Raw genomic sequence first — 25,608 nt, forward strand, 5'->3', positions numbered from 1 at the left:
GGTCACTTCTCCGGTCCGTCGGTGACCGGGTTGTCGGTCTGGGTCATGGTGTCGGCGCGGGTCACCACGTGGTCGACGAAGCCGTACTCGAGGGCCTCCTGCGCGGTGAACCAGCGGTCACGGTCGGAGTCCTTCTCGATCTGCTCGACCGTCTGCCCGGTGAACTGGGCCTGCAGCTCGTTGAGCTGCTTCTTGGTGCTCCGGAAGAGCTCTGCCTGGATGGCGATGTCGGAGGCGGTGCCGCCGACGCCGGCGGAGGGCTGGTGCATCAGAATCCGGGTGTGCGGCAGCGAGTAGCGCTTGCCCTTGGTGCCGGCGGTCAGCAGGAACTGGCCCATGGAGGCGGCCAGGCCCATCGCGTAGGTGGCGACGTCGCAGTCGATGAACTGCATCGTGTCGAAGATCGCCATGCCCGCGGTCACCGAACCGCCGGGCGAGTTGATGTAGAGGTGGATGTCCCGGTTGGGGTCCTCGGCGGACAGCAGCAGCATCTGCGCGGCCAGCTGGTTGGCGATCACGTCGTCGACCTGGGTGCCGAGGAAGATGATCCGCTCACGCAGCAGGCGCTCGTAGACCGAGTCGTTCAGGTTCATCATCGACCCGCCGGCGCGCAGCAGCGGTGCGCTCGGCGTGATCAGGTCTGGGTTGCTCACGGGTGCGGTGACCTCCGTAGGACTGCGGTGCAGTCGGTCTCGTGGAACTGGTTGGCCGGTGGTCGGGGGGCGGCCGGTGACGCCGCGGACGGCCGGTCGGTGCCGGTCGTCAGTGCGGCCTCGTTCGATCGCCCATCAGGTTCTCCCGAGTGTCACGTCGACCCTAACGCGCACCCCCGACGGGTTCCTCCCGGTCCGGGCCGGTGTTCGCCCTGGGCGCAGCCCGTCCTGGAGGGGCCCGGTGACCGGGTCCACCGACGACAGCGCCGCCCACACCCGGGCGGGTGTGGGCGGCGCTGGTCAGCCGGCTGGGTCAGGCCTTGTCGGTGCTGCCCTCGGCCTCGTCGACGGCGGTCTCGCTGTCGGTGACGACCTCGTCGTCACCGACCGTGGCCGCCTCGTCGGAGGCGGTCTCCTCGGCGGCGACGGTGCGCGGGCGCAGCGCCTCGAGGTCCACGACGTTGCCCGACTCGTCGGTGATCGTGGTCTGCTCGAGCAGCTGGGCCAGCGCCTTGGTGCGGCGCACGTCGGCGACGAACTCGGCGATGTTGTTGCCCTGCTGGAGCTGCTGGGCGTACTGCTCCGGGCCCATCCGGTTGCGCTGGGCCTGGGCCATGATCTGCGCCGACAGGTCCTCGTTGTCGACGGTGACCTCGCGGGCGTCGGCGATCGAGTCGAGCACGAACTGGGTCTTGACGGCCTTCTCGACGTTCTCCCGCATCTCGGCGTCGTAGGCCTCGCGGCTCTCGATGTCGGCGGCGGAGAAGTAGGCGTCCCAGTCCATGCCGGCCTGCTGCAGCTCGCGCTCCATGGCCTGCGTGCGCCAGGCGAGCTCCTGCTCGACCAGCTTCTCCGGCACCGGCACCTCGGTGACCTCGAGCAGGTGCTCGACCAGCTTGTCGCGGGCCTGCGCACCCTGCTGCAGCACCTTGGTGCGGGACAGCCGGGTGCGGACGTCGTCGCGCAGCTCGGCGAGGGTGTCGAACTCGCTGGCGATCGAGGCGAACTCGTCGTCGAGCTCGGGCAGCTCCTTGGCCTTGACCGAGCGGACGGTGACGGTGACCTCGGCCATCTGACCGGCCTGGTCACCGGCGAGCAGCTCGGTGGAGAAGGTGGCGCTCTCGTCGGCGGAGAGCCCGCGGATGGCCTCGTCCAGCCCGTTCATCAGGTTGCCGGCACCGACCTCGTAGGACATGCCGGTCGTGCTGCCGTCCTCCAGGACCTCGCCGTCCAGCGTGGCCGCCAGGTCGATCGAGACGTAGTCGCCGTCCTCGGCGGCGCGCTCGACGCCGGACAGGGTGGCGAAGCGCTCGCGCATGACGGAGACCTGCTGGTCGATCTCCTCGTCGGTGACCTCGACGTCGTCGACGGTCACGGCGAGGGCGTCGAGCGAGGGCAGCTCGAGGGTGGGGGCGACGTCGACCTCGGCGGTGAAGGCGAGGGCCTCGCCGTCCTCGAGGCGGGTGACCTCGACGTCGGGCTGGCTGATGACGCGGACCTGGTTCTCGCGGATCGCCTCGGAGTAGACCTCCGGGACGGCGTGCTGGACGACCTGCTCCAGGACGACCGGACGGCCGATCCGCTGGTCGAGCACGCGGTTGGGGACCTTGCCGGGGCGGAAGCCGGGAACGCGCACCTGGCGACCGAGCTCCTTGTAGACCTCACCGAAGGCGTGGTCCAGGTCGCTCCACGGCACCTCGATCGCGAGCCGGACCCGGGTCGGGCCCAGGTTCTCGATGGTGCTCTTCACAGCGGCGTGCTCCTCAGGTACGACGGGGATGGGCGCGGCCTCCGTGTGGACGGCGGCCGATGGTGCCCGCGAGTCTTCCAGACCTCGCGGCAGTGTCGGGGTGACAGGATTTGAACCTGCGGCCCCCTGCTCCCAAAGCAGGTGCGCTACCAAGCTGCGCTACACCCCGTGGCCACGGCGAGTCTAGGCCGCCGGCCTGCGGACGCCACGGCGAGGGCACGGGCTAGGCTGGCGCGGTACGCACGCGGGTGTAGCTCAATGGTAGAGCCCCAGCCTTCCAAGCTGGCCATGCCGGTTCGATCCCGGTCACCCGCTCCACGTCCTGACCAGCCCAGATGTCCGTTTGCGCAGCTCAGCCGGGCAGCACCGCTCATTCCGTGCCTTAGCCGTGGTGCCCCCTGCTGACCGCTGACCGCCGGATTTGACCGGTGCTTAAGGCACGGATAAGGCACGCCCCATGGAGCCCTGAGGCTCCCGACCCACTGTGCCCGACGGTCCTGAGCGTCGGATCGCTCGCTCGGCTTCGGGGACCCCCGTCGTGACCCCGTGCTTCCGCTACGTGGGTCGTGTGGGTCCTTCCTGCTACACCCGTCCAGGCCGGTGGGGCGGCCATGCGGCGACGATCATGACCCAGATAAGTCACGCGCCACCCTCCTGCACCCGGGCGAGGACGCCAGCATGCGCAGCGTCAGACGATCCCTGACTGAATGCCACGAGGACCTCAAACGCGGACAGGGATGTCGACCACCGGAGTCAACGCCTCCAGCACACCGCCGTAGGTCTGGAGGATCTGGTCGTACAACTGCGGCATCCGCTTTGCTCTCACCGTGATCACCAGCGCGTAGCGGATCCGGTCCGCGTCGTGCGCAGCGCCGCCGCTCTCGCGGGCGTTGTAGTGAACGTCGAACACCGGGCCCGACAGTGAGCTTGGGAGAAAGCGGCGTGATGCGTTGAGCGTTGTTTCCCATTTGTGGGCATCCGAACGTAGGGCCTGCTCGGTATCCAGGGCCCCCTTGCCGAAGAAGGGCAGCGACGTCGGGATGGTGGCGTCAGGCTTGAACTTCTGCATGTGAGGCCGGAACGTCACCCCGAGCCCGCTTCGGGTGTAACTGCCCGGGTCTTCCGGGTCTGTCGGTGTCGCGTAGCAGAAGGTGGCGGCGACGTCGATCTTGCCGACGAGTGTTGCGCTCGGGAGTGGCACCGGCGCCCGAAGGTACTGGCTGGGGCTCAATTCGCCCTGGTAGATGATCCGAGCCATGCCGTCCTCGCACACGGCGATGGAAGCAACATCGGTCGGCAGCCGGCCCCAGCCCACCTCGTGCCGGTCTTGCTCGTTTGGCATCGCCGCGTGAACCAGCAGCGCCTTGAGCCCAAGGGGCCCAACCCGGCTCCCGAAGTGCGCGCGCACGCCGGCCGCGAGGCGAAGTGCTGCCGGCGATGCAAACGAGGTGCCGTTGGTTTGGGCCACGCCCGGCGCGGACGCAGGGTCGTAGACGAGGAAGTGCTCCTGCGCGGCGTCGCCACCGAAGCTCATTACGTCGGGCTTGACCACGCCGGGGCTCCGGCCCGGGCCCATGCTGCTGTAGGCGGCACGGCTCCAGTCCGACCGCCTGGTGTCTGTGGACCCCACGGACATGCCGTTGACGCAGTCTGCGGGCACCTGAATCCGAGCCTCGCTCGGATTCGGGTTGTGGCCATCGTTGCCTACCGCGATCGCCAGCAGGGTGCCACCATCTGACAGGTGCTCGTCGAGGAGCGCGGTCCAGGGGTGCACCTCGTCATCTTCGATTGGCAGAAACGGGCCGATGCTGAGGTTCACGAGTTCGTGACGGCGGGACTTGAGCACCTGGTTGATGCGCGGTAGGACGTCGTAAAGGTCGTAGACATCGGTGGTGTCCTTGTCGAGCACCCGGTAGTGGTCGACCACGCCATAGGGGCGGGGAGCCTCCTGGCCCGGCACGAGCGGGCCGAACAGCGCGGCACTCGTCACCGCGTGCCCGTGCTCGAGGTTCCCCTCGTCAGCGGGTCCGATGCCGGCCGGGTCGTGTGGGGTCGCCCAGCGACGCAGCGGGCTGTCCTCGGCCAAGCCTCCGTCGAACACCGCGATGCGCAGGTCGGGGTCCACGGCGTCCTCGGTCGGTAGTGGTGCGGGCGCGAGAGACGTCGCGGGCACCGACCGTTCGATGGACGGGATGTCTCGCAGGCGCGGCATCGGCCGGGCTACGCGCAGGAACGCGAAACGAGCAAGCTCCGGCACGACGCGGGTGTCGGCCTCCACCGGGAGGAAGCACAGGCCGCCAGCATGGAGCCGCCGGTCCAGATCTGGGGAGACGCCTAACGCCTCGGCGTACCGAGCGAAGCCGGCGAGGATGAACTCATCTCTCTCGCTCTCGGCAGCGTGGAGCACAACCTCGAGCAATAGCGGCTCGGGCTCGGCGGTTGCCGGGACAGGCACGTTGCGCAGGCGGTCCTGAATCACCGGTGCGCGGACCGCCTCAAGCTGCTGGATCTGCCGGTCGACCACGTCCGGTCGCTCTCCCAGGTCCTCGGCCCACCGCAGGAACGACGAGCGATGGCCTGCCACGTACAACTCTGAGCTGGCCGTTGGCTCAGGCTCCGCCTGTCGCGTCCACTTCTCCGGCTGCACCGTGACCGGCCGGCTGCCGACCTGCCGGAGGGCGTACTCGTCCAGCAGTCTCTGCGGATGGGCAGTCTTAGACATCCACTGCGGGTGCAGGGTGACCACACCGACTGCCTCGTCCTGGGGGCAGGCCGCTCGAGGCAGTTCCAGAAGGGTGTCCGCTGCGCCCTGCACCAGAGGGCGCAGCCGCGTCACGGCCTCCTGGAAGGTGTAGGCAGGGTCGACGCCGCCGCCGCCACCGGGGGGTGGGATGCGAGTGGTGAGTCGCTCGCCGTAGCCCAGAAAAAAGCGCGGCTCAGTCACTGGACGCCTCCGCCACCCGGTCCTGGTCGTCTTCGGTCGCGCCGTCCTGTGCGGCCTTGGGGGCGCCTGACATCGCGGCCGAGGACTGTCCCGCGCGCCGACGCAAAGTGTCTCGGCTGACGCCCGTCAGCTCAGCAACCCGGCGCTGCGAGAGCTGTCCCCCGCCCAGCAGGCGGACTGCGATTGCGATGCGTTCGGCCGTCGAGAGCGCACTGAGCCGCTCGCGTGATCGGCGCAGCAGGCACTCCTCCAGGGGGAGCTCTTGCAGGGCCGCTCGCCGGCGGGCGGTCATCACGTCCCGCTGCACGTCGCTGTAAGAGGCACCGAGATAGAGCTGCCCCAGCGACGAAAGCACCGGCTCGGCTACCTGAGCCCCGTCCAGGTACTCCTGCATCGCACCCACCAGCCTTTCGTGGTCTGGAAGGGCGAACTCCACCGTCGTCTCGAACCGTCGCCACACCGCCGGGTCGAGCAGATCCGGATGGTTGGTAGCCGCGAGCAGCAGGCTTCCCTCCGGCCATGCGTCGATCTCCTGCAGCAGCACTGTCACGAGCCGCTTGAGCTCGCCGATCTCCGTGGAGTCGTCCCGCCGCTTGGCCACCGCATCCAGCTCGTCGAGCAGGAGAACGCACGGCGTGGACTTAGCGTGGTCCAGCACCCGCCGCACGTTCTCACCGGTGCGCCCGAGCAAGCTGCTCATCACAGACGCCAGGTCCAACACGAACAGCGGTCGGTCCAGCGCACGGGCTAACCAGCGGGCCGCAAGCGTCTTGCCTACGCCCGGAGGGCCGGTGAACAGCGCCGTTCGGGTAGGTGCCAAGCCGGCTTCGGCCAGACGGCCGGGCTCCAGGTGCTCATGAGCCAGCTGGCTCAGCGCTGCTTGGACTTCCGGCTGCATCACCGGCTCACTGGCCAGCACGACCGGATACTCCTGTTTCACGAGCGACAGCCGGCTGTCTCGGTCAACTGGGTCAGGGACAGCAGTGACTGCGGCACCACGGGTCGCCGATCCCCGGAGGAGCTGCACCAGGGCGTCCGCCAGCTCGGGGCGGGAACTGCGATACCGCCGAGCAAGCCGCCTAAGCAACGGCGTCATCTCAACGTTGTTGGCGGCCACCGCGGCACGGGCCAACTGGACGAGATCCTGCGCCACCTGGTCCTGCTGGTCCACATCCACGAAAGAAGCCCCCTGGGTCACGGCGCAACCGTAGTCCAAGGGTCGGACTGAATCGGCCATCCTCCGCCCGAGCTAGTCCACTCGCGAGGTGACCTCACCCCGATGTCCTGGTCAACCGCCTCAGGCAGCCTGCCTCCCATCGCCTGGCGTCGAGGGTTCCAACGAGTCTGCGGAGCCGCGATAGGTGTGTCCTTCTTGATCTTGCAGCTCCGCCAGTGAAGACGCGCCCTCCCTGGCGTGCGCCTTCCGCTTACGTCTTCAAGGCCGTCCCCGTACGGACGAAGCGGACCATCCGGCCCCAACTGAAAGACGGTGCACCCCCGGACGATCGTCCGCGCAATCCGTCGGGAAGCCTCGGCTGCCACTCCGCGCCACCCCGCGGCGACAGCTCTCTGAGGCCAGTCAAGCTTCAAGATCGCGACCCGACACACGTCTTGCATTTCGGCCAGTCGCCTCTTGGCGTCAGCCGAGCAAGCAGCAGGCGGACATCTCATGTGGCTGACGTCCGCAGTAGGTCGCGGTACAGAGTTCGTGAGCGTGGCCGCGTGCGTGCTGCCCAGGGATGGGCGTGGGTGGGACGCCGTCGCCGCGAGCGACGGGGGCTCCATCCCGGAGTTCTGCGGCACCGAGCTACTGGAGAAGTGCGGCAGCCGTAGTGAAGTCCGCCTTCCTACGGTCCGCGGCCGTGATGACGCTGCACAAGCTGACCGCCGGGGACGGCTACACCTACCTGACGCGGCAGGTGGCAGCGTTCGATGCGACGGAGCGGGGTCACGCCGGGCTGGGTGACTACTACTCCCAGCGCGGAGAGGCCCCGGGACGGTGGACCGGCAGCGGCATTGCCGGGCTTAGTGGAGTGAGCGCCGGGCAGTCCGTCGCCGAAAATCAGATGAAGTCGCTCTTCGGCGAGGGGCGACATCCCAACGCCGATCTGCTCGAGAAGGAGGCCCTGGCCCGGGGACAGACGCCGCAGGAGGCGCGGGCGGCAGGAGCCCTTGGGCGGGCCTTCTACATCTTCGCTCCTCAAGCCGACGGGTTCCGAGCCCGCTGCGCGGAGGAGTTCGCCGCCTTCAACACTGCCCGCGGACAGCCGGCCACGGCTCCGGTCCCGGACGTCGACCGCGCGCGGATCCGCAGCAGCCTTACCCGGGCCATGTTCGCCGAGGCATACGGCCGTGCGCCGCGCGATGCCCGGGAGTTGTCGGGCTTCCTCGCCCGGGTCTCACGGCCGGCGACGACGGCGGTGGCCGGCTACGACCTCACCTTCTCCCCCGTCAAGTCGGTGTCAGCGTTGTGGGCGCTGGCACCGCGGGAGGTGGCCGAGCAGATCGAGGCCGCCCACGCCGCCGCGGTCGCCGACGCACTGGGCTGGCTGGAAGCCAACGCGTGCTTCACCCGGCTGGGCACCGACGGGGTGCGACAGGTGGAGGCCACCGGGCTGGTCGCCGCGGTGTTCACCCACCGCGACTCCCGCGCCGGCGACCCCGATCTGCACAGTCATGTGGCGGTGAGCAACAAGGTGCAGACCCGCGACGGGCACTGGCGGGCGCTCGACGGGCGGGTGCTGCACAAGGCCGCTGTCGCCGCCTCCGAGCGCTACGACACCCGGCTTGAGGCGCACCTCGTCACCCGCTTGGGGCTCCGGTTCGCCGACCGTCCTGGCACCACCCCGGGACGGCGGACGGTGCGCGAGATCGTCGGCATGGAAGAGGGACTCCTGACGGCGTGGTCGTCGCGGCGTCGGGACATCGACGCCCGCCGCGCGGTGCTGGCCGGTGACTTCCAGCGCTACCACGGCCGGCCGCCGACGGCAGTGGAGGCGATCGCACTGGCGCAGCAAGCAACGTTGGAGACCCGCGGCCCCAAGCACGAACCTCGCTCCCTCGCCGAGCAGCGGGCCACCTGGCGCCAGGAGGCCGCCGCCGTCCTCGGGGGCCCCGACCGCATCACCCGGATGCTCGGCCGCGTACTTGACGCTCGAGTGCCCCCGCACCCGGGGGTCACCGAGGCCTGGGTCCGGTCGACCGCCGTCCGTGTGCTGGACACCGTCTCCGCTGCGCGGGCCACCTGGCAGGTCTGGCACGTGCGCGCCGAGGCCGAGCGGGTCGTGCGGGCCGCCGCCCTGGCACCGGACGACGTGGATGCCGCGGTCACCCGGGTCACCGAGGGCGTGCTCTCCCCCGCCCTGTCCGTTCCGCTGGGTGAGTCGGATCCGGTGGTCGAGCCGGCGGAGCTACGCCGCTCGGACGGGGCCAGCGTCTACACCGTCGCCGGTGCCCGGCTCTACACCAGCCAGGCAGTGCTGGACGCCGAGGCACTGCTCCTGGGAGCCGCCGGCCGCAGCGACGGACGACGTGCCGATCCAGCCACCGTGGAGGTGGCGCTACTGGAGTCGACGGCCAACGGCGCCGAGCTCAATCCCGGCCAGGGGGAGATGGTGCGCGAGCTGGCCGTCAGCGGCGCCCGGGTGCAGCTGGCCCTCGCCCCGGCCGGAGCGGGCAAGACGACCGCGCTGGCGACGCTGGCTCGCGCCTGGACCGCCGGCGGCGGGACGGTGCTCGGCCTGGCGCCCTCAGCCGTGGCCACCGCCGGGCTGCGCGACTCCTTGAAGGCTCCGTGCGACACGCTGGCCAAGCTCGTCTGGTGCCTCGACGCCGAGCAGGCGCCCGACTGGGTGGCCGGCATCGGGCCAACAACGCTGGTGGTCGTCGACGAGGCCGGCATGGCCGGCACCCGCGAACTGGCGTGCGCGGTCGAGTACGTCCTGGGGCGCGGCGGATCGGTGCGGCTGGTCGGCGATCACCAGCAGCTGACCTCGGTCGCCGCCGGCGGCGTGCTGGCCGAGATCGCCGCCATCCACAGCGCAGTCACCCTCACCCAACTGGTCCGCTTCACCGACCCGGCCGAGGCCGCGGCCACCGTCGCCGTCCGGGACGGCGACACCCTCGGGCTGGGCTTCTACCTCGACTCCGGCCGGGTGCACGTCGGGGACCTGGCCGCCTGCGCCGAGCATGCCTACGCCGCCTGGGCGGCCGACTCCGCCCGCGGCATGGACGCACTGCTGCTGGTCGCCACCCGGGACCTGGTCACACAACTGAACCAGCGGGCGCGGGCCGACCGGCTGGCAGGCACTACCTCCTCCCCGGGTGCAGAGGTCGAGCTGGCCGACGGCACCCGCGCCGGGGCCGGGGACCCGGTCATCACCCGCGCCAACAACCGGCGGCTGCCGATCACCGGCACCGAGTGGGTCAAGAACGGTGACCGCTTCAACGTCCAGGCCGTCGGCCGGGACGGCGCCCTCGACGTGGTCCACACCGGCACCGGACGGCGGATCACCCTTCCGGCCAGCTACGTCGCCGAGCACGTGCAGCTCGGCTACGCGACCACGGTGCACGGCGCCCAGGGCATCACCGCTGACATCTGCCACACCGTGCTCACCGGCGGCGAGTCGCGACAGCTGCTCTACGTCGCGCTCTCCCGTGGGCGCGCCGCCAACCACCTGTACCTGGCCACCGTCGGCGACGGCGATTCGCACAGCATCGTCACCCCCGCCGCCGTGTTCCCGCCCACCGCCACCGACCTTCTGGCCAGCATGCTGGCCCGCGACGGCGCCCAGATCTCCGCGGCCGGCGCGCGCCGGGCGCTGGCCGACCCGGCCGAGCAGCTGCACGCCGCCGCGACGCGGTACGCCGACGCGCTACGCGTCGCCGCCGACCACCGCCTGGATGCCGCGACTGCAGAGAAACTGGAGAACGCCGCCGAGCGCCTCCACCCCGGGCTGACCAGCGCGCCAGCGTGGCCGACGCTGCGCGGACACCTGGCGCTACTCGCACTCACCGGTGCCGACCCAGTCGCCGCCCTAAGGACGACGGTCGAAGCGCGGGAACTGGAGACGGCGAACGACCCCGCTGCCGTCCTCGACCACCGGCTGCCCGAGCTCGGCCTCGTCGGCCCGCTGCCGTGGCTGCCCGGCATCCCGGCCGCCCTGGCCGACGACCCGCAGTGGGGTCCCTACCTCGCCGCCCGCGCGGATCACCTCACTGCCTGCGCGACACGAGTCGCCTCCGCCGTCATCGAGATGACCGCGGCCACTGCACCGGTCTGGGCTCAGCGCCTGCTGGACCCGGACCACGAGGCACTGCGGACCGATCTCGCCGTCTGGCGCGCAGCACTCGCCGTTCCCGACAGCGACCGGCGCCCTACCGGACCGCCTCGGGGGCCGGCTCCGGAACGCCGATCCCAGACGCGACTCGACGAGGCGGTGACCGCCGCCGCTCCCGCCCGGGACAGCTCGGTGTGGGCAGCGCTGGCCGATGGCATCGACCCCCGCATACGACGCGACGAGCACTGGCCGGCCCTCGCCGACCGCGTGGCCGCCGCCGACCGCGCCGGTCTCGATGCCGCCGGCATGCTCGCCGCCGTCGCCGCACAGCGTCCCCTGCCCGACGACCTGCCCGCCGCGGCCCTGTGGTGGCGGCTGTCGCCCCACGTCACCCCGGCCACCGTGCTCGCGCAGGGCTCGGCCGGACCGCGCCCGGACTGGTGCGCCACTTTGCTGGGCCGGCTGCCCGACGAACAGGCCGGGCGCGTGCTGGCCGACCCCGCGTGGCCGGCGCTGGTCGCCGCGGTCACCAACGGCATCCGCACCGGCTGGCCCCCCGCGGACCTGCTCACCGCTGCATTTGCCGGGCTGCCACCAGCGGTGACCGGTGACGCGACCGGGCTGGCCGAGGCGCTGGTCTTCCGGGTCGCCGCCCTCACCGACCCATCCGCCGCGCACCACCCCGAACCGCTGCCACACGATCTGCAGCCACCTGACGACGCGCATCTGCTGCCGCCCGTGCTCGTACCCACGACCGCCACCACCGACCCGGCGGGCGTGGCGCCCGGCGACGAGGACGCGCCGTTCGACCCCGACTACGACACCCCTCCCCCGGCGCCGCCGCCGCAATATCGCACACCGGACCCGTTCACCCTCACCGGCGCGGTCGAGGCCACCGACGACGCGGACTACCTGCTCGAGCAGCACTTCTGGGCCACCGCCGTCGTCGGCCGCGACCGGCTCATCGAGCTGAACACCCAGGCCGCCGTCTTCCTCACCGACCGCTACTCCGCCTCCTGGGCGCCGGGCTACCTGCGCGACCGGCTGGGCACCGACCTCACCACCGATCCGCGGTTCGCCCCGGGTTACGCCCCCGCCGGCTGGACGGCGCTGGTGGATCACCTGCGCGACCTCGGCGCCACCGATACCGAACTGGTCGGCGCGGGCCTCGCCCAACGCGCCCGCACCGGCGCGCTGATCGACCGGTTCCGCGACCGGCTCACCTTTCCCATCCACGACGCCGACGGCGCGATCGTCGGCTTCATTGGCCGCCGCTCCCCCAGCGCAGCCGACGGCGGATGCGCCGGACCCAAGTACCTCAACACCCCGGGCACCGACCTGTATCGCAAGGGGGAGCACCTGTTCGGGCTCTACGAGAGCCGATCCGCGCTCGCCGCTGGAGCCACCCCGGCTCTCGTCGAGGGACCGCTGGACGCCATCGCCCTCACCCTGTCCGGTGCCAGACAGACGGTCGGCGTCGCCACCCTCGGTACCGCGCTCACCGACCGGCAAGCCGACCTCCTCGGCCACTACATCCGTACCGACGGTCCGGGCATCCTCGTGGCCACCGACAACGACCCCGCCGGTCGGCAGGCCGCCGAGCGCATCTACTGGCAGCTCACCAGCCGTGGCGACGCCCCACGCCGCCTCGCCCTACCCGAGGGGCTCGATCCCGCCGACCTCGTCCATCGCGACGGCACCACCGGGCTGCGGACGGCCATCGACTCCTCACGCAGCCTCGCCGACGTCCTGCTCGACGCCCGCATCAACCCGGCTTCGCGCGAACGGAGCGACTCGGACATCCATGCGGCACTGTGCGAGGCCGGCGCGATCATCGTCGCCTTGCCACCGGGCCGGTGGCTGGCGCACATCGACCGGGCCACTGAGGTACTTGGCGTGCCGCAGGGCACCGTCCACAGTGCCGTACTCGACGCCGACTCGAACACCTCAGCGCTTGGCAGAAGTACGGCTGATCCCCGACGGGCGTCCCACGCAACGCCCCCGTTTAGGGGTCTACTGCGGGCGGTTACTACGGGACTGGCGCCGCGAGGCAACTCGCCTGACGTGGGGCCTTCCCGGTAGCGGTTCGCCTTGCGGGCGAGCTGGGTGCTGTGATGGTGCCGGAGTCCGCCCACAGTCCTCGCGGGAAGGAAGCGCCCCGTGTTCCGCGTCTACCTTGACCAAAACAAGTGGGTGGACCTGGCGCGCGCAGCAACCGGCCACCCCGAAGGCGATCGGTTTCGCGACGCCTTGGACGTCTGTCGCGCGACCGTCGCATCAGGCACGGTCTCGTTCCCACTCGACCTGTACCGCTACTGGGAGACCGCCAAGCGAGGCGACGACGTCTCCCGAAATCGGCTCGTGGACGTAATGCTCGAACTGTCACGCAACCACACGATCGCCCTCCCATTCCCGTTGCTGGACGAAGAGATCGACCGGGCTCTGCACCGCCGCTTCGCCCGCCCGGCCGACGCCCGACGGGCACGGCCCTTCGGGCGAGGGCTGCGGCACATCGCCGGCGGCCGCATGGAATGGCCCGCTGTGAAGGTCCCCGAGGGGACTCCTCCCGGACTTAAGGCCCAGCTTCAGGCACAATTGAACGAAATGCTCGAACAGCAACTGCTTCGCGCCGGCCCGGCAGCCCACGCGGCCGCCGGCTCTGACCTCAGCGAATCCGACCATGCTGAGCGCTTCGTCGAGTTCGAGGTCTCACTCGCGTCGGCTATCGCTAACGCGGGAGTCAAGGGCTCAGCCCTCTACGACAACATTCGGATGTCCGACCTGCGCGACATCTACCCAGCGGTCGTGGAGGCACTCCTACGCGCTGGCCTTGATCCAGAGACCTTTCCCGGCCTGCTCGGCACACGCGGCTTGCTCGAATTCGTCGACGACCTTCCGACGAGGTACGTCACCAACGTCCTACGACGCGCCAAACACACGCAGCGCCAGCAGCCTTGGGAGCCCAACGACTTCATCGACATCGTCGCCCTACCTGTCCCGGCGGTGTATTGCGACGTCGTCGTCACCGAGAAGCAGTGGGTGCATCACCTACGGCTCGGCAAGATCGAGGAGCGCTTCGAGACCCAGCTGCTTTCTGACACGGCCAAACTCACGGACGTGCTTGTCGCAGTGTCGAATCTGCCGGTCGGCGAACACTGACCGGGCGGGGATCGCCAACTGTCGTCTAGCCCACCAACCAGTCTATTGCGTTCAATGCGCAGCAGAACCGGGGCCTTGGCTGTAAAAGACCTCAACCGTCGACGACACGGCCGCTGGTTCGATTGGCGTGGTCGATATGAAGAGTATGGAAGCGATCGCGGAAGCCGATGCCGGCCTCGCGTCTGACCTGGCCCCCTCCGGGCGGCGTCGTCAGCGGGAAGCGCATCCCGAGCGGCGCGTGAGCGTCGATGTCCTTGGGTCGCGGACCTCCGACCGGGTAGCCGGGGAATGTCGGCATTCGGAGTTCACTGGGGTCGTCGTGTCCTTTGAAGTGCTCAACGGCAGCGACGTGAAACAGCGTTCCGTGCGCCGTGGCGAGCATGTAGGCGTCGGCGAGCAGCGCCGACGGCTTGAGTCGCAGCTGAGTGATCTCAAGGCCCTGCCGGTGGCCGTCGACCTTAGGGCCATGAGCAAGCAACTCAAGGACGGGCTGATCGAAGATGTTGATTGCGTCGGGTCCCGTGAGTGAGCTGAGCGGGACGGTGCCGTCCGCGTTCGGTGCTGTCTTCAGGAAGGTGACTCGCATGTCGGGCCTGGTCCGCACGGCGAGGCCATGCTTAACCTTGTTGTGACCCGCTTGAAGGTCGATCTCCGCCGGGCTAAGCAGTCCTGCGGCGTAGCCGATCCATTCGACAATTACATCGCAGGCGTCGAGGACTTCTAGGTCTGTGCGTGCGGTCTCGACCTTTTCCGACGAGACCAGCGCGCCGAGCAACCGCTCCGCCCAGTCCGCGGCCTGGGCGCTGGCAGTAAGGCGCGCGATGACCTCGCCGATCTGTGTCGGTCCCGAGGCGACCTCCGCCCACAGACACGGCACGCCGGCGCTCGTCGAAGGAGCAAGCCGAGCGCAGGCTAACCGCAAGAGAGCCTCGGCGGCATGGTGGCGCAGCGCGAGCGCATCGGCGGCGACCTGCGCATTCACGTCAAGATCCTTGAACGGTCCGCTGGCGACAGGGCGCTGCAAATATTGGTCAAGTTCGGCGCGGATGCTGCCGGGCTTGGGCTCCGGCAGCGGTACGTCCGACAGTGGTGCGCTCTCGTGCCAAGCCGCCAGCGAGGCGATCCGCGACTTGAAATACTGGAACGGGTCGGAAGCGAGAAATGTGTTGTCGAGTGCAATGGCTTGCTCTTCGGTGAGGCCTTGCCCATCGGGCGGCGGGTACATGATCGAACCGTAGCTTTCACGGGGCTCGAGGTCCCGGGAGCCCCGGCTGGGCGGCAAGGGCTGAGCGTCGTCCCGCGCGGCGATCGCTATCGAGACGGTGGGATTCGTCGCGGCGCGTGGAGCAGCCGGATCCCCTGGCCGTCGCGGTCAATGGCGTGGGCCCGTCTGAGCGAGCGCTCGGCATCGCTCGGCACCTTCGCTCCCCGGTCGCGCCCGTCGATGCGGGGCCGTTGCGCCACTGGCTCAGTCCCGGAGGCTCGGTGCAGCGCATCGGCCAGTCCTGTCGACAGATCAGCGGCTCGACCGACGACCTGCCGCAGACGATCAAGGTCGGCGCCGCTGGCCCGCACGTGTCGTCCGGCGATCACCGCGTGGATGCGGTCCTCGGGCATGACTTCCATGGGCGGCAGGTCTCGGGCGTTCGCGAACAGCTGCCCGGTGCGGGACCAGTGCTCGACCGCCATCGTGAGGCGGTCGGCGAGGACCGGCATGTGGCTCGCGACCTGCTGGACCGCTGTTGCAACGTCCGCGGGCGTCTTCCGGCCGTGCTGCTCGCCGATGTTGGTAGGCGCGCCGACTTCGTTGCGCAGGGCGCGGACGAGCGCCTGCGACGACTCGACGACCCCTCCGCGCTCGCCGGGCGCTCCTCGGCGTCCGTCGTGGAAGACCATGCTGGCGCGACCCACAAGTTGCCAAGCGAGCCCGGCGACCAGCAGCGGTCCGGCGTCCCGTCCGGCCATGCCCGCCGCAACGGCGGCGTAGCGACTGATGAGCTCGGCGGCGGCGACGACGGCACGGAGGTCCCGCAGTGTCAGGTCGTCGGCTCGCTGTGCACGGTCGAGCGCAGCCAGGAGACCAGCGGCGGCGTCCAGGACGGTCACCTCGGCCTCTCCGGACGGCGGGCCTGGCAGCGGGACCAGGCGGTCGAGCACCACCGAGCCCGCGGCGGTGGGCGGATCAGCCTGCGCGTCACGCTCGATGGTGGCAGCCAACTGGCGGACGACATCCAGCTCCGGAGCTGCCGCCTCCGGCAGCAGACGGCGACCGAGTCGTGCGCAGTGGTCGGCGACCTCGGCCACCTCGACGGTGACCGCCCAGCGGTGGGAGCGGCCCATGAGGGGCCGGTCGCGGCCGACGAGGTCGGCGGCGACGCCGGCGAGGTCGGTGAGCGGCCCGCCGCTGTGCGGCCACAGCCGGCCGGCGGTGGCGACAGCGGCTGCGAGTGCGGAGGCGTTGCGCTGCCGGTGGCTGTCGCCGGGGGTGAGCCCGTCCTCGGCCAGTCCGGACAGCGCCCGACCCAGGTGGGCCAGTGCTCCGCTGACGTCCTCGATGGTCGTCACCGCGGGGCGGGTACCGGCTCGGTCCGTGAGGTCGTCGAGCAGCTGCCGCAGGGTCGTGACCACCGCTCAGCCCAGCCGTCGCAGGGCACGGCGGGCGGCGCGCGCGGCGTCGAGCACCGGTGTGCTGGCGAAGGTGCCCTCGTCCAGGAGGCCGAGTGCGCCCATCGCTGCGCGGATGCTGGCGGCGGGATCGCCGTCGATCAGCGGGACCGGTTCGGTGCGTCCGCCGGCGAGCTCGAGGAGTTCTGCGGCGTAGAGGCACTCCAGGGCGATGTCGGCCGGCACCTGTTCCCGGTCGGCGCCGACGGCGTCGAGCAGGGAGGCGGCATAGCCGAGCGGGTCGCTGACCGTGTCGATGGTCATGAGGCACGTCCTTTCTCACGGGTTGGCTCTGTCGACGCTTGCGTCGCCGCGGTTGGCCGCAGGCGTGTTGCGGGATATCTGTGGAGGACCAACCGGGCTGTGTGTGGTCGAGGAGCGGTGGTCGGTGGCGCCGCGCGCCGGAAGGGCGGCGGCGCAGTCGTCGAGCAGCCGCCAGTGCAGCTCGCGAGCCGGGTGCCGGTCGGGCAGCGGAGCGGCGGCGGCCAGCGCAGGCAGCCGGGCGGCGACGTCGTAGCCAGCGGTCGCGGCGCGGGCGAGCGCAGCGGCCAGCGGCAGCCAGTCCGGGCCACGGACCAGGCGAGCGTCGATGCGTGCCACGAGCTGCCGCCAGGCCAGGTCGGTGGCTGCGTCGTCGTCGCCGTGCTCGGGTTCGCTCTCCAGATCGGCGGCGATCTGCAGGATGCGCTTAGAGATCGCGCGGCGGCCCTCGGCGGTCGCGGCGTCGCACCAGGCGGCCAGCAGGTCGGGGGTGTGCCGGACCATCCAGGCCCGGCTGATTCGCACGCCGGCGAGCAGCGACACCCAGTCGCCTCGGTCGGACGGGGCGGCTCTGGGCATCACTGGCCTCCTACCGCTTCGGGGCGGTGGCCGGTCGTGGTGGCGCCGAGGTCGCCGTCGAACAGCGCTCGACGCGCTGCGGTCGCCTGCGGGCTGTTGTATTCGGCCGCCCAGGAGCGAGCGGGCCAGTCGGTGTGCCGGCCGGGTGGGCAGCCGATGCCGAGCCGCTCGGCCAGGCGGGCGTGGAAGGCGGGCAGCGCGTAGCGGTGCCACTCCTCCAGCGGGTGCGGAGCAGTCGCGTCGGCTGCGGTGGCTCGCAAGCAGGCCAGGACCGCGAGTTCGTGCACGAGGTGGGGATGGGCAGGCCAGCAGGAGGGGATGGCCTGCGTGGTCTGCCAGGCGTAGCTGTGGTTGAGCCAGGCGGCGACGTCGTCCAGCCACGGCCACAACCGGGTGCGCACGTCAATCGAGCAGGTCGCCGGGTCCCAGGGCCGGTCCAGCATCCGCAGGCCGGCGGGCTCGAGGCCGGCGTCCTCGGCCTGCCGGAGCTGCTCGAGGGCCCGGCGGATCTCCCGCGGCGGCGGCGGGAACGGCAGGGCCACGTTGGAGGCGGTCATCGCAGGCCCCGCTCGACCGGGGTGAGCCCTGCGCGGGCGGCAGCGGCGTGTGCTCGACCGGTGCGCTCGGCCACGCTGGCGGTGTCCTCCCGGGCGGCGGCGACACGGTCGCGGGCCGAGGCCTGCGCGGCCAGCAGCTGCGCGCCGCGGCGTCCGGTGAGGCAGCGGGTCAGCCGGGCGATCAGCGGTGGGGCGTTCTCCGCGACCACGAGTGCCCGGCCAGGCGGCAGCTGGCGGATCTCTTCCGGGCGCAGCACGGGCACGGTCTCGCCGTGGGTGGATCGGGACCATCCGGTGCCCCGGTAGCTGTAGGAGGTGCGCCGGACCCGGGTGTTGCCCAGCAGCTCGGAGAGTTCGCGGTAGAAGCCGCCGTCCTTGCCGCCGCCGAAGGCGACGAGCACGTTGGTGAGCCCGAACAGGGCGCGGGCCTCGTCCTCGCCGTAGATGAGCACCAGCTGCCGCCACGTCTGGGCGGCGTAGAGGAAGCTGACCCCGAGGGCCCGGTCGTTGGCCATCCGGGTGCGCAGGGTGGGCAGCGGCGCGGTGGAGGGCAGCTCGTCCAGGCAGGCCAGCAGCGGTGGACACAGCCGTCCGGTCGGTGCGTCGCCGGCGAGCTGCAGGGCGGTGTCGAGGACGTGCTCGGCCAGGGCGGTCATCAGCGGGGCCGCCGAGGCGTAGGGATCCTCGCGGCCGAGCAGGTAGACGGTGCCGCCGGCGGCCAGCAGCGCGGTGATGTCGGTGGCCGGCCGGCCGGGCCCGGGAGTGCACCGGCGGCGGATGTCGGCCTGGAAGAACAAGGTCAGCGCCTGCTGCACCGTGGTGGCGGTGTTCCCGGCGGTACGCGGGTCGCCGTGCAGGGCACCGTGCAGCAGCCCGTCCCAGAACGGCGCTGCGTGCGGATGGGCGCGCAGGACGTCGGCCGGCTGGGTCGCCGCCTGGGGGTGAGCGGCCCACTCCAGGACGTCCTCGATGGTGCGGCCGGTCAGCGCGGCGGCGTGCAGGTAGCCCTGCAGCACCTTGGCGGCTTCGAAGGCGTAGAAGCGGGCCGCTGAGTCGGTGGTGCCGCCGGTGACCGCACCGGGAACGGTGCCGGCGGCGAAAGCCTTGGCGCGGCGCTCAGCCGTCATAGGATCCACGCAGCCGGAGACGGGGTCCCACACCAGCTCCGGCAGCCCAGGAACCGCGCCGAAGGGATCGAGCACGGCGACCGGACGGTCGCCGGCGGCGCGGGCGTCGAGGGTGAGCAGCAGGTCCTCGGCCTTGGTCAGGGTGACCAGCGCCGCGCCGGGCGCGTCGAGCAGAGCGGGGGCGAGCAGGTCGAGGGTCTTGCCGGACCCCTGCGGGCCGTAGACGCCGGTGGTGCGGTCGAAGGGCACCCACAGCTGCCCGGCGGCGGGAACGGCGGCGTCGCCCAGCCGCCATCCCACGTCCGTGTTCACCACGCGGCGAGGCCTGCACTGGCGAGCCGAGGTCAGGTCGGGACGGACGACGGGTCCGACCCGGCGCAGCCGGCCGCTGCCGAGCACGTCGGCGACCTGGCTGCGGGTGGCCATGCCCGGCCGCCCGCTCAGCCATCGGTGCCCGGCCCAGGCCGCTCCCCCGCTTGCGGCCAGGAAGAGTGCGAGGCACCCGGCGATGACGGTGTACACAGCTGCGGGCGGCGGTAGTGCGGCCGTCTGGGCGGCGTCCAGCCCGGCGGTGGGCTCGGCGGTGAGCAGGCCACCGACGGACGCGACCAGGGCGTCCGACCCGTGCGGCCACACCCAGCCGCCGCCGGTAAGCAGTGCCGCGGCTGCGCGGGCGGCCGGCAGCAGGAGCGCGGCGGCCGTGAACCACACCAGGACGGCGGCGAGCGGGATCTCCCAGCTGGCGGGGCCGACGTCGGGGCGCGACCGGCCGACGTTCATCGCTGACCGCCTGCGTTCGCGTGGTGCATGGCTTCTCCCTCGTTGAAGTCCAAACGGCTCATGGGGCATCGGAGGCGTGCAGGTCGACGCCGCGGTCGGCGAGCCACGGGACCGGGTCGACCGGCGCGCCGTCCTGACGGACCTCGAGGTGCAGGTGGACATCGGTGCTGTTCCCGGTCGAGCCCTGGAAGCCGACGAGCGTCCCGGCGGCGACATGCTGGCCTGCGGTGACCGTGTACGCGGAGAGGTGCCCGTAGCGGGTGGTCACCCCGCCGCCGTGGTCGACCTCCACGAGGTTGCCGTAGCCGGCCAGGCTCAGGCTGCCGTCGCGGTCGCAGTAGTCGCTGGTGCACTCGGCTTGAAGCACGGTGCCGTCGGCGGCGGCGTAGACGGGCGTGTTGCGGGGGCCGGCGATGTCCACGCCGGCGTGCAGCGTTCCCCAGCGGGACCCGTAGCCGGAGGTGACCGTGCCGGCGGTGGGCCGGATCCACGACCCGGCGGCCACCGGCAGTCCCGGGCAGACGGCGGGCACTGCGCCGGCGGGGGCGGCCGCTGCGGCCTGGGCGGTGGGCCACAGCATGGCGGTCAGCTCCCGGGCGAGCGGCTCCCAGCGGGCGTATGCGTCGCCGGCGGCGGAGATCTGCACGGCCTGGGCCGCCTGCGTGAGCGGGATGGTCTGCCAGTTGGGAATCTCGACCAGCCGGGCGAAGAAGGCCTCGACGGCATAGACGGGGTCCATCAGCTCGGCGACGGTGCCCCAGCCGGCCATCCACCGCTGCTGGAAGGTGTTGACGCTGTCGTGGTCGGAGCCGAGGCCGTCATGCGGGTACTGCAGGCTGGTGGCGGTCACGTCGGCCTGCTCGCCGGTGAGTTCGGGGCTGCTGCCGTCGTTGGCCAGCATCCGGATGCGGGACTCCTGGTAGGCCGTGGCCAGCGCCACCGTGGCCGCGTAGGCATCCAGCCCGCGGGCCGCGGCGACGTCGGCAATGGTCTGCGCGTGGCCCATCTGGACGGCGTCCAGCTCGATGCCGGCGACGATGGCGCCGGTGCCGCCGATCGAGCAGGCCGACGACGCGGTCGGCGTCGACGCCTCCTGGGCACCGATGACTGCAAGCGGGAGCAGCAGCAGCGTGAGCCCCGCGAACACCGGGAGGGCGCAAGGAGCGGCGGCCCGCCACAGCCCCGCCCGCGCCGCCGTCCCGCTCACGTCGGGCCTCCGGCGGCGAGCGCCTCGTTGGTGTAGGTCAGCCGCAGCTCCGGCCCGGTGAGAACGGTCTGCACCTTGAACGCCCGGTCCCCGACCAGCCACAGCGCCCGGCCCTTGCCGGCGACCGCCCAGCCGGTGACCAGCCGCTGGGCGGTCGGCGTCAGGCCGAGCATGCTGCCCAGCTCGTCGCCGACGGCCTGGTCCTGGCCGTGCAGCACCTTGACGTCGCACAGGTGCAGCAGGTCGCGGGCGATGGCGACCGCCTGGGACGTGGCGTCGCCGGCGGTGAGCATGTCCGACGGTTTGTGGGCCAGCAAGATCTGCACGTCGGCGTCGCGGCGGCTCAGCCGCAGGTTCGCATCCAGGCTCTTCATCGCCTCGGCACCCAGACGCATCTGCCGCCACGTCTCGTCGCGGACGACGATGCGCAGGTCACCCGGGTCGGCGACCTCCCGCATCGCCTGCCCCCAGGAGTTCAGGCAGGTCAACGCGATGCCGACGGCCTGGTCACCGAGCGGCTCGAGCCGGGACAGCGACAGGGATTGGATGGGCGCCCGCCAGTCGACGGCGATCGACGTGTGGTCGTCGAACAGCCCGGCCAGCGACCCCTTCACGAGAGAGCCGAGGGCATCGCGCAGGGTGCGGGTGGCGTCGAGGAAGTGCCGGCGGTCGGCGTACCGGCAGCAGGCGACGAGCTCGTCAGTGGGCTCGTCCAAGGCCCGCCACAACTGCGGGATCGTGCCCTCGGTCAGCCGGGTGGCTCCGGTTCGGTAGCCGGTGAGCTGCCGGAGCGCCTCCCCGACCGCGGTCTCCTCCACCGGACCGAACGGCACGCCCTGGGAGCCCACCAGGCCACGGATCAGCACGATCCACCGGGCGAACATGATGGCCTCACGGCGGCGGGCCTCGGCGGCGTCCAGCCGGTTCCAGTCGCGCCCCAGCGGACCGAAGGCCAGCGGGTTGACCCGGGCGGACAGGCCATGGCCGATGACGAACGGCTCCACGCCCAACGCGCGGCACAGTGGCTCGTACTCGTCCTTGGTGTCGCCCAGGATCAACGTGCGGTAGCCGTAGGCGAGCATGCGCAGCGCCAATGCCTTGACCGTCGCCGACTTCCCCCTGCCGGGTTTGCCGAACACGACGATGTTCGGGTTGGTGACCGGGATGTCGTCGTCGGTGACCCAGCCGACCGGATCGCAGTAGAACGCCCCGCCCGACAGCAGGTCCAGTCCCATCTGCGCGCCGGTGGGCGGCAGACCGGAGGTGGCGATCAGCGGCCACACCACCGGCGTCTGCTCCGAGGTCATCCGCCACACCGACAGTGGCGCAGGCGTCACCGCCCGGCCCCGGCCGCGGCCGCGTGGCCCGCGAGAGGGCACCAGCGCAGTGAACGGCCCGCGCTCGCGTCCCGCCGTCTCGAGCGCGGGGACAGCGGGCAGCCGGTGGCCGAAGTCGTCGAGCAGGACGGCGATGTCCCGTCCGCGGTGCGCAGCACGGCGCGTCATCGCCGGCCCCTGCGGTCGGGCAGCCCGACGCCGAGTGGGATGGCGGCGGCGGCGAAGGCGGAGTCCTGTGCCAGGTCCAACCGCAGCGGAACGTATCCGGCGGCGCGGATCGAGGCGTCCAGCCGGCGGCCGTGCTCGGCCACCGGCCAGCTCTGCGGCACGGTGACGCAGGCCGCGACGGCCGGGCGGACCAGCGCCCGCCCGGCAGCCAGCTTCTCGTCCGCGACGCCGATCCGCTCGGTGTCCCGGCGTTGCCGGGCCCGCTGCCGGAAGCCCATGCGGGCGCGCAGCTCGTTGCCGGTGGTGGCGCTCATCTCCTCCCGGCCCACCAGCCGGGCAGCTCGGTCCAGCGGCAGCGGAGCGAGGAACACCGTCACGCAGCGCCGCTCCCCCGCCGTCGTCGGCACCAGCACGGGGGCAAGCGCCCCGAGTACCGCCCCGGAGTCGGGCAGCAGGATCGTGTCGGTGACCGACGCCCACGCGTCGTGCACGTAGTGGCGCACCTCGGCGCGGGCCTGGGTGGGCCCGGCGGCGGCCATCGGCACCCCGGTCGCCAGCTGCGTGCCGTTGGCGGCGGACAGGTCGGCGGCGATCAGCTGGCCGCGGTCGCCGGGAGCGAAGCCGGTGCGCACCGCGGCGGCCAGTGCAGCCGAGTCCAGCCAGGTCACCGCGGTGCAGCCGACCGGGCCACGCAACGCACTCTCGACCTCGGCCATCACCCCGTGCAGCACCCGGGCGCGGCCGTCCAACCCTCCGCCGCTCTCCTTCGCCGCCCGGCCGATCCGACCTTCGCCGACCACGACGGTCACGAAGGCCTCGGTACGGACCGCAGCCGGAGTGAGGGTGGCGCCCAGCAGCGCGTTCACCCGGGTGGCCAGGGGCGCGGCGTCGGCACGGGTGTGGGCCCGCTCCCAGGCGGCGCGTTCCGCGCCGTCGTCGGGCACGGTGCGCACCTGCAGGGCCAGGACGTCGACCAGTTCGGTGCGCGCGGCGATCTCGCACAACTCGGCCAGGCCGGCGCCCATGCGGTTCCGCTCGCCCGGCTCGGCCAACCCGATGCCGGGATGGGCGATCCGCGCCACGGCCGCCCAGGTGCGTGCCGCGGAGTTCTGCACGATCACCGGGCGGCTGAACAGCTGCCCGTACGGCGGTCCGTCGTGGGTCCGGATGCCGGCGAGCACGCCGGGTAGATCCGCCTCGGCCAGCTCGTCCGCCGTTCCGGAGGCGGCTCGTGATCCGAACGCCCGCCAGCCCATGACTCCTCCGATCGCGTAGAGACAGAGATCGCCGATCCAGCGGCCGGCTGCCCGGCCCCGGATGGGAACCAGGAGGACCACCGCCAGCAGCGCCCACACCGGCAGGCAGAGGACGAGCAGTCCCCATGCCCGGGCATTGAGGGCCAGCAGCGCCGGGACGCCGGCGAGCGTGACGAGGGCCAGTTGGGTGCCGGTCATGCCGAGGAACCAGCCCGAGACGTCCTTGGCGTAGTCGCCGTAGCGGGCGCTCACCGCGCACCGCCGTCATCGGTGCCGCCATCGGAGCGTGGGCTTCTCGGAGCCGGGGCATCGGCCTCATCCGGTTCGGCGGGCCCAGTGCCGTTGGTGTACTGCGCGGGCCAGGCCACGCCGACCGGGGCGTCGTCATCACCAGTCGCCCCCTGACGCGGACCCCGACTTCCGCCGCCGGGCGCCCGGACACCGTCTTCCCGACGGCTCGGGCCTCCGACCAGAGCCGGACGACCGAGCCGCAACCCGGCCCCGTGGCTGCCCGTTCCGCTCTGGCTGGGCGCCGGCTGCCCGTAGTGGTGGACCGAGTGCCCGACGCCGGCACCGGACAGCACGTCGGCGGCCGAGGCGGCCACCCCGGTGGCGAGCCGACCGGCGGAGGAGGTGCCGGTGGCCAGCGCACGCAGCGCGCCGGCGAAGCGCCCACTGGTCGCCGCATCCGCGGTCGACTCACCCTGAGCGCGATCACCGGCCCGCTGGGCCGCGGCCCCCGAAGCGGCCACCCCATCCGAAGCCGCGGCCGCTGCTGCCCCCGCGGCGCGACCCCGTCCGCCGCCGACGTTGCCCAGCGCACTCATGACTCCGCCGGAGGCGGCCAGCGACGAGCGCAGCCCGGCACCACTGGACGTGCCGGGGTCGACGAAGGCCAGTAGCCGGAACAGCACCAACGGGCAGATCGCACCGAGCAGGACCAGCAGGCAGCCGATGACCGCCATCCCCACCGCGGACTCAGTGCTCGTCCCTTCCGCCCCGGTGACGATCCCCTCGGTGATGGTCACCCCGACCCCGAGGACGAGGACGGCGACCGGAGCGACCAGCAGCGCGGCGAGGAACCAGCGCAGGCTGCGCCAGAACCAGGTGCTCGAGGTCTGGGCCATCAGGCCCCCTGCTGAGATCGCCGAGGTCGTCGCCAGCACGATCAGCGCCGCTTCGCGGACGAGCATCAGCAGCAGGTAGCCCACGCTGGCCGGTACCAGCAAGAAGATCGAGCTGACCCCCAGCACGGTGGCGACCGTGCCGTCGACGAGGTCGCGGCCCACGCTGATCGAAGGGTCGAAGGCGGCCAAGGTGTCGATGTCGAGCAGGCTGCGCAGGAGGCCGGTGGTCAACCCGGACACACCGGTGACCAGCAGTGCCGCCACCCCGACGTAGCCGACCCACACCAGGCCGAACTGCACCAGCCCGATCAGCAGCCGCCCCAGCGTCTCACCGTCCCGGCGTACCAGCGCCGCACCCAGTTGCACCAGCGCCATCAGCGCGGCCACGGTCGCGCCGATGCCGAAGGTCACCGGATAGATCCCGGCCAGCGGGCCGCCGGCGGACAGGTCTGGGGTGGTGAGGGCGTCGATCACCGAGAACGCCAGGCCGAGCAGCCAGAGCCCGGCCTCCCAGAGCGACAGCATGGCGCTGGCCCACACGTCGGCGGCCACCGCGCCGGCTGCCTCGCCGATCACACAGAACGGGTTGATCGGCAGACACGACGAAGTCTCCTCGGCCGATGACGGATCTGCCGGGAAGGCCCAGACCACCGGATCGGCCGACGCCAACCCCGCCGTCGCCAACCACACCGGCGCCAGCAGCAGCACGAAGACCAACGCCCGCAGGCACGTCCATCGCATGCCTCGGCGAGGCTGCGGC

Annotated in this window: 16 protein-coding genes and 2 tRNA genes; 3 read left to right on the forward strand and 15 right to left on the reverse strand. The window is 71.8% G+C overall.

Annotation, left to right across the window (positions count from 1 at the left end; genetic code table 11):
• Nucleotides 1-2: 2 nt before the first annotated feature.
• From ACJTNH_RS10890 to ACJTNH_RS10900, 3 genes are all read right to left on the reverse strand, one after another.
• Nucleotides 3-653: an ATP-dependent Clp protease proteolytic subunit gene (locus tag ACJTNH_RS10890; protein ID WP_458175476.1), complete on the reverse strand. Its 651-nt coding sequence runs from the start codon at nucleotides 651-653 to the stop codon at nucleotides 3-5.
• A 313-nt stretch (nucleotides 654-966) separates the two neighbouring features.
• The gene (gene tig, locus ACJTNH_RS10895) at nucleotides 967-2,403 is read right to left on the reverse strand and encodes a trigger factor (RefSeq protein ID WP_458175478.1); all 1,437 of its coding nucleotides are present in this window, start codon (nucleotides 2,401-2,403) and stop codon (nucleotides 967-969) included.
• Between the two features lie 95 nt (nucleotides 2,404-2,498).
• Nucleotides 2,499-2,572 (reverse strand) — tRNA-Pro (locus tag ACJTNH_RS10900).
• A 75-nt stretch (nucleotides 2,573-2,647) separates the two neighbouring features.
• On the opposite strand from ACJTNH_RS10900, the gene ACJTNH_RS10905 reads away from it, so the two are divergent.
• A tRNA-Gly gene (locus ACJTNH_RS10905) sits at nucleotides 2,648-2,721 on the forward strand.
• Between the two features lie 403 nt (nucleotides 2,722-3,124).
• On the opposite strand, the gene ACJTNH_RS10910 is transcribed toward ACJTNH_RS10905, so the two are convergent.
• Entirely contained in the window at nucleotides 3,125-5,347 is a 2,223-nt protein-coding gene (locus tag ACJTNH_RS10910) for a S8 family peptidase (RefSeq protein ID WP_458175480.1), read from the reverse strand.
• Nucleotides 5,340-6,545, reverse strand: a complete 1,206-nt coding sequence (locus tag ACJTNH_RS10915) for an AAA family ATPase (RefSeq protein WP_458175482.1) — start codon at nucleotides 6,543-6,545, stop codon at nucleotides 5,340-5,342. Before ACJTNH_RS10915 ends, ACJTNH_RS10910 begins: the two co-directional genes overlap by 8 nt.
• A gap of 667 nt (nucleotides 6,546-7,212) precedes the next feature.
• Here ACJTNH_RS10915 and mobF point away from each other — a divergent pair.
• Entirely contained in the window at nucleotides 7,213-12,708 is a 5,496-nt protein-coding gene (gene mobF / locus ACJTNH_RS10920; protein ID WP_458175660.1) for a MobF family relaxase, read from the forward strand.
• A gap of 78 nt (nucleotides 12,709-12,786) precedes the next feature.
• On the forward strand, nucleotides 12,787-13,785 hold the full coding sequence (locus ACJTNH_RS10925; RefSeq protein WP_458175484.1) for a hypothetical protein: 999 nt from the start codon (nucleotides 12,787-12,789) through the stop codon (nucleotides 13,783-13,785).
• Nucleotides 13,786-13,876: 91 nt separating this feature from the next.
• On the opposite strand, the gene ACJTNH_RS10930 is transcribed toward ACJTNH_RS10925, so the two are convergent.
• The 10 genes from ACJTNH_RS10930 to ACJTNH_RS10975 form a co-directional block, all read right to left on the reverse strand.
• The gene (locus ACJTNH_RS10930; RefSeq protein WP_458175486.1) at nucleotides 13,877-15,010 is read right to left on the reverse strand and encodes a hypothetical protein; all 1,134 of its coding nucleotides are present in this window, start codon (nucleotides 15,008-15,010) and stop codon (nucleotides 13,877-13,879) included.
• A gap of 86 nt (nucleotides 15,011-15,096) precedes the next feature.
• Nucleotides 15,097-16,350 carry a hypothetical protein gene (locus ACJTNH_RS10935; protein WP_458175488.1) on the reverse strand — a complete coding sequence of 418 codons (1,254 nt, stop codon included), beginning with the start codon at nucleotides 16,348-16,350 and terminating at the stop codon, nucleotides 15,097-15,099.
• A 66-nt stretch (nucleotides 16,351-16,416) separates the two neighbouring features.
• Complete coding sequence (locus ACJTNH_RS10940; protein WP_458175490.1) at nucleotides 16,417-16,713, reverse strand: hypothetical protein; 297 nt, start codon at nucleotides 16,711-16,713, stop codon at nucleotides 16,417-16,419.
• Between the two features lie 15 nt (nucleotides 16,714-16,728).
• The gene (locus ACJTNH_RS10945) at nucleotides 16,729-17,289 is read right to left on the reverse strand and encodes a hypothetical protein (protein WP_458175492.1); all 561 of its coding nucleotides are present in this window, start codon (nucleotides 17,287-17,289) and stop codon (nucleotides 16,729-16,731) included.
• The gene (locus ACJTNH_RS10950) at nucleotides 17,289-17,846 is read right to left on the reverse strand and encodes a hypothetical protein (protein WP_458175494.1); all 558 of its coding nucleotides are present in this window, start codon (nucleotides 17,844-17,846) and stop codon (nucleotides 17,289-17,291) included. The genes ACJTNH_RS10945 and ACJTNH_RS10950 overlap by 1 nt, the downstream gene beginning before the upstream one ends.
• A complete protein-coding gene (locus ACJTNH_RS10955; protein ID WP_458175496.1) occupies nucleotides 17,843-19,753 on the reverse strand; it encodes a type IV secretory system conjugative DNA transfer family protein in 1,911 nt (636 codons plus the stop codon). Before ACJTNH_RS10955 ends, ACJTNH_RS10950 begins: the two co-directional genes overlap by 4 nt.
• A gap of 58 nt (nucleotides 19,754-19,811) precedes the next feature.
• A complete protein-coding gene (locus ACJTNH_RS10960) occupies nucleotides 19,812-20,960 on the reverse strand; it encodes a M23 family metallopeptidase (RefSeq protein ID WP_458175498.1) in 1,149 nt (382 codons plus the stop codon).
• Nucleotides 20,957-22,465 (reverse strand): ATP-binding protein, encoded by a 1,509-nt coding sequence (locus ACJTNH_RS10965; protein WP_458175500.1) that lies wholly within the window; start codon nucleotides 22,463-22,465, stop codon nucleotides 20,957-20,959. The genes ACJTNH_RS10960 and ACJTNH_RS10965 overlap by 4 nt, the downstream gene beginning before the upstream one ends.
• Nucleotides 22,462-23,973, reverse strand: a complete 1,512-nt coding sequence (locus tag ACJTNH_RS10970; RefSeq protein WP_458175502.1) for an SCO6880 family protein — start codon at nucleotides 23,971-23,973, stop codon at nucleotides 22,462-22,464. Before ACJTNH_RS10970 ends, ACJTNH_RS10965 begins: the two co-directional genes overlap by 4 nt.
• Nucleotides 23,970-25,589 carry a hypothetical protein gene (locus ACJTNH_RS10975; protein WP_458175504.1) on the reverse strand — a complete coding sequence of 540 codons (1,620 nt, stop codon included), beginning with the start codon at nucleotides 25,587-25,589 and terminating at the stop codon, nucleotides 23,970-23,972. The genes ACJTNH_RS10970 and ACJTNH_RS10975 overlap by 4 nt, the downstream gene beginning before the upstream one ends.
• Nucleotides 25,590-25,608 lie beyond the last annotated feature (19 nt).

This window comes from Modestobacter lacusdianchii, assembly GCF_054177765.1.

Bases quoted from the DNA above. Each gene is read 5' to 3' on its own strand.
- mobF (WP_458175660.1), top strand. From the start codon at position 7,213: ATGACGCTGCACAAGCTGACCGCCGGGGACGGCTACACCTACCTGACG.
- ACJTNH_RS10950 (WP_458175494.1), bottom strand. From the start codon at position 17,846: ATGACCGCCTCCAACGTGGCCCTGCCGTTCCCGCCGCCGCCGCGGGAG.
- ACJTNH_RS10930 (WP_458175486.1), bottom strand. From the start codon at position 15,010: ATGTACCCGCCGCCCGATGGGCAAGGCCTCACCGAAGAGCAAGCCATT.
- ACJTNH_RS10945 (WP_458175492.1), bottom strand. From the start codon at position 17,289: ATGCCCAGAGCCGCCCCGTCCGACCGAGGCGACTGGGTGTCGCTGCTC.
- ACJTNH_RS10975 (WP_458175504.1), bottom strand. From the start codon at position 25,589: ATGCGATGGACGTGCCTGCGGGCGTTGGTCTTCGTGCTGCTGCTGGCG.
- ACJTNH_RS10940 (WP_458175490.1), bottom strand. From the start codon at position 16,713: ATGACCATCGACACGGTCAGCGACCCGCTCGGCTATGCCGCCTCCCTG.
- ACJTNH_RS10965 (WP_458175500.1), bottom strand. From the start codon at position 22,465: ATGACGCGCCGTGCTGCGCACCGCGGACGGGACATCGCCGTCCTGCTC.
- ACJTNH_RS10955 (WP_458175496.1), bottom strand. From the start codon at position 19,753: ATGAACGTCGGCCGGTCGCGCCCCGACGTCGGCCCCGCCAGCTGGGAG.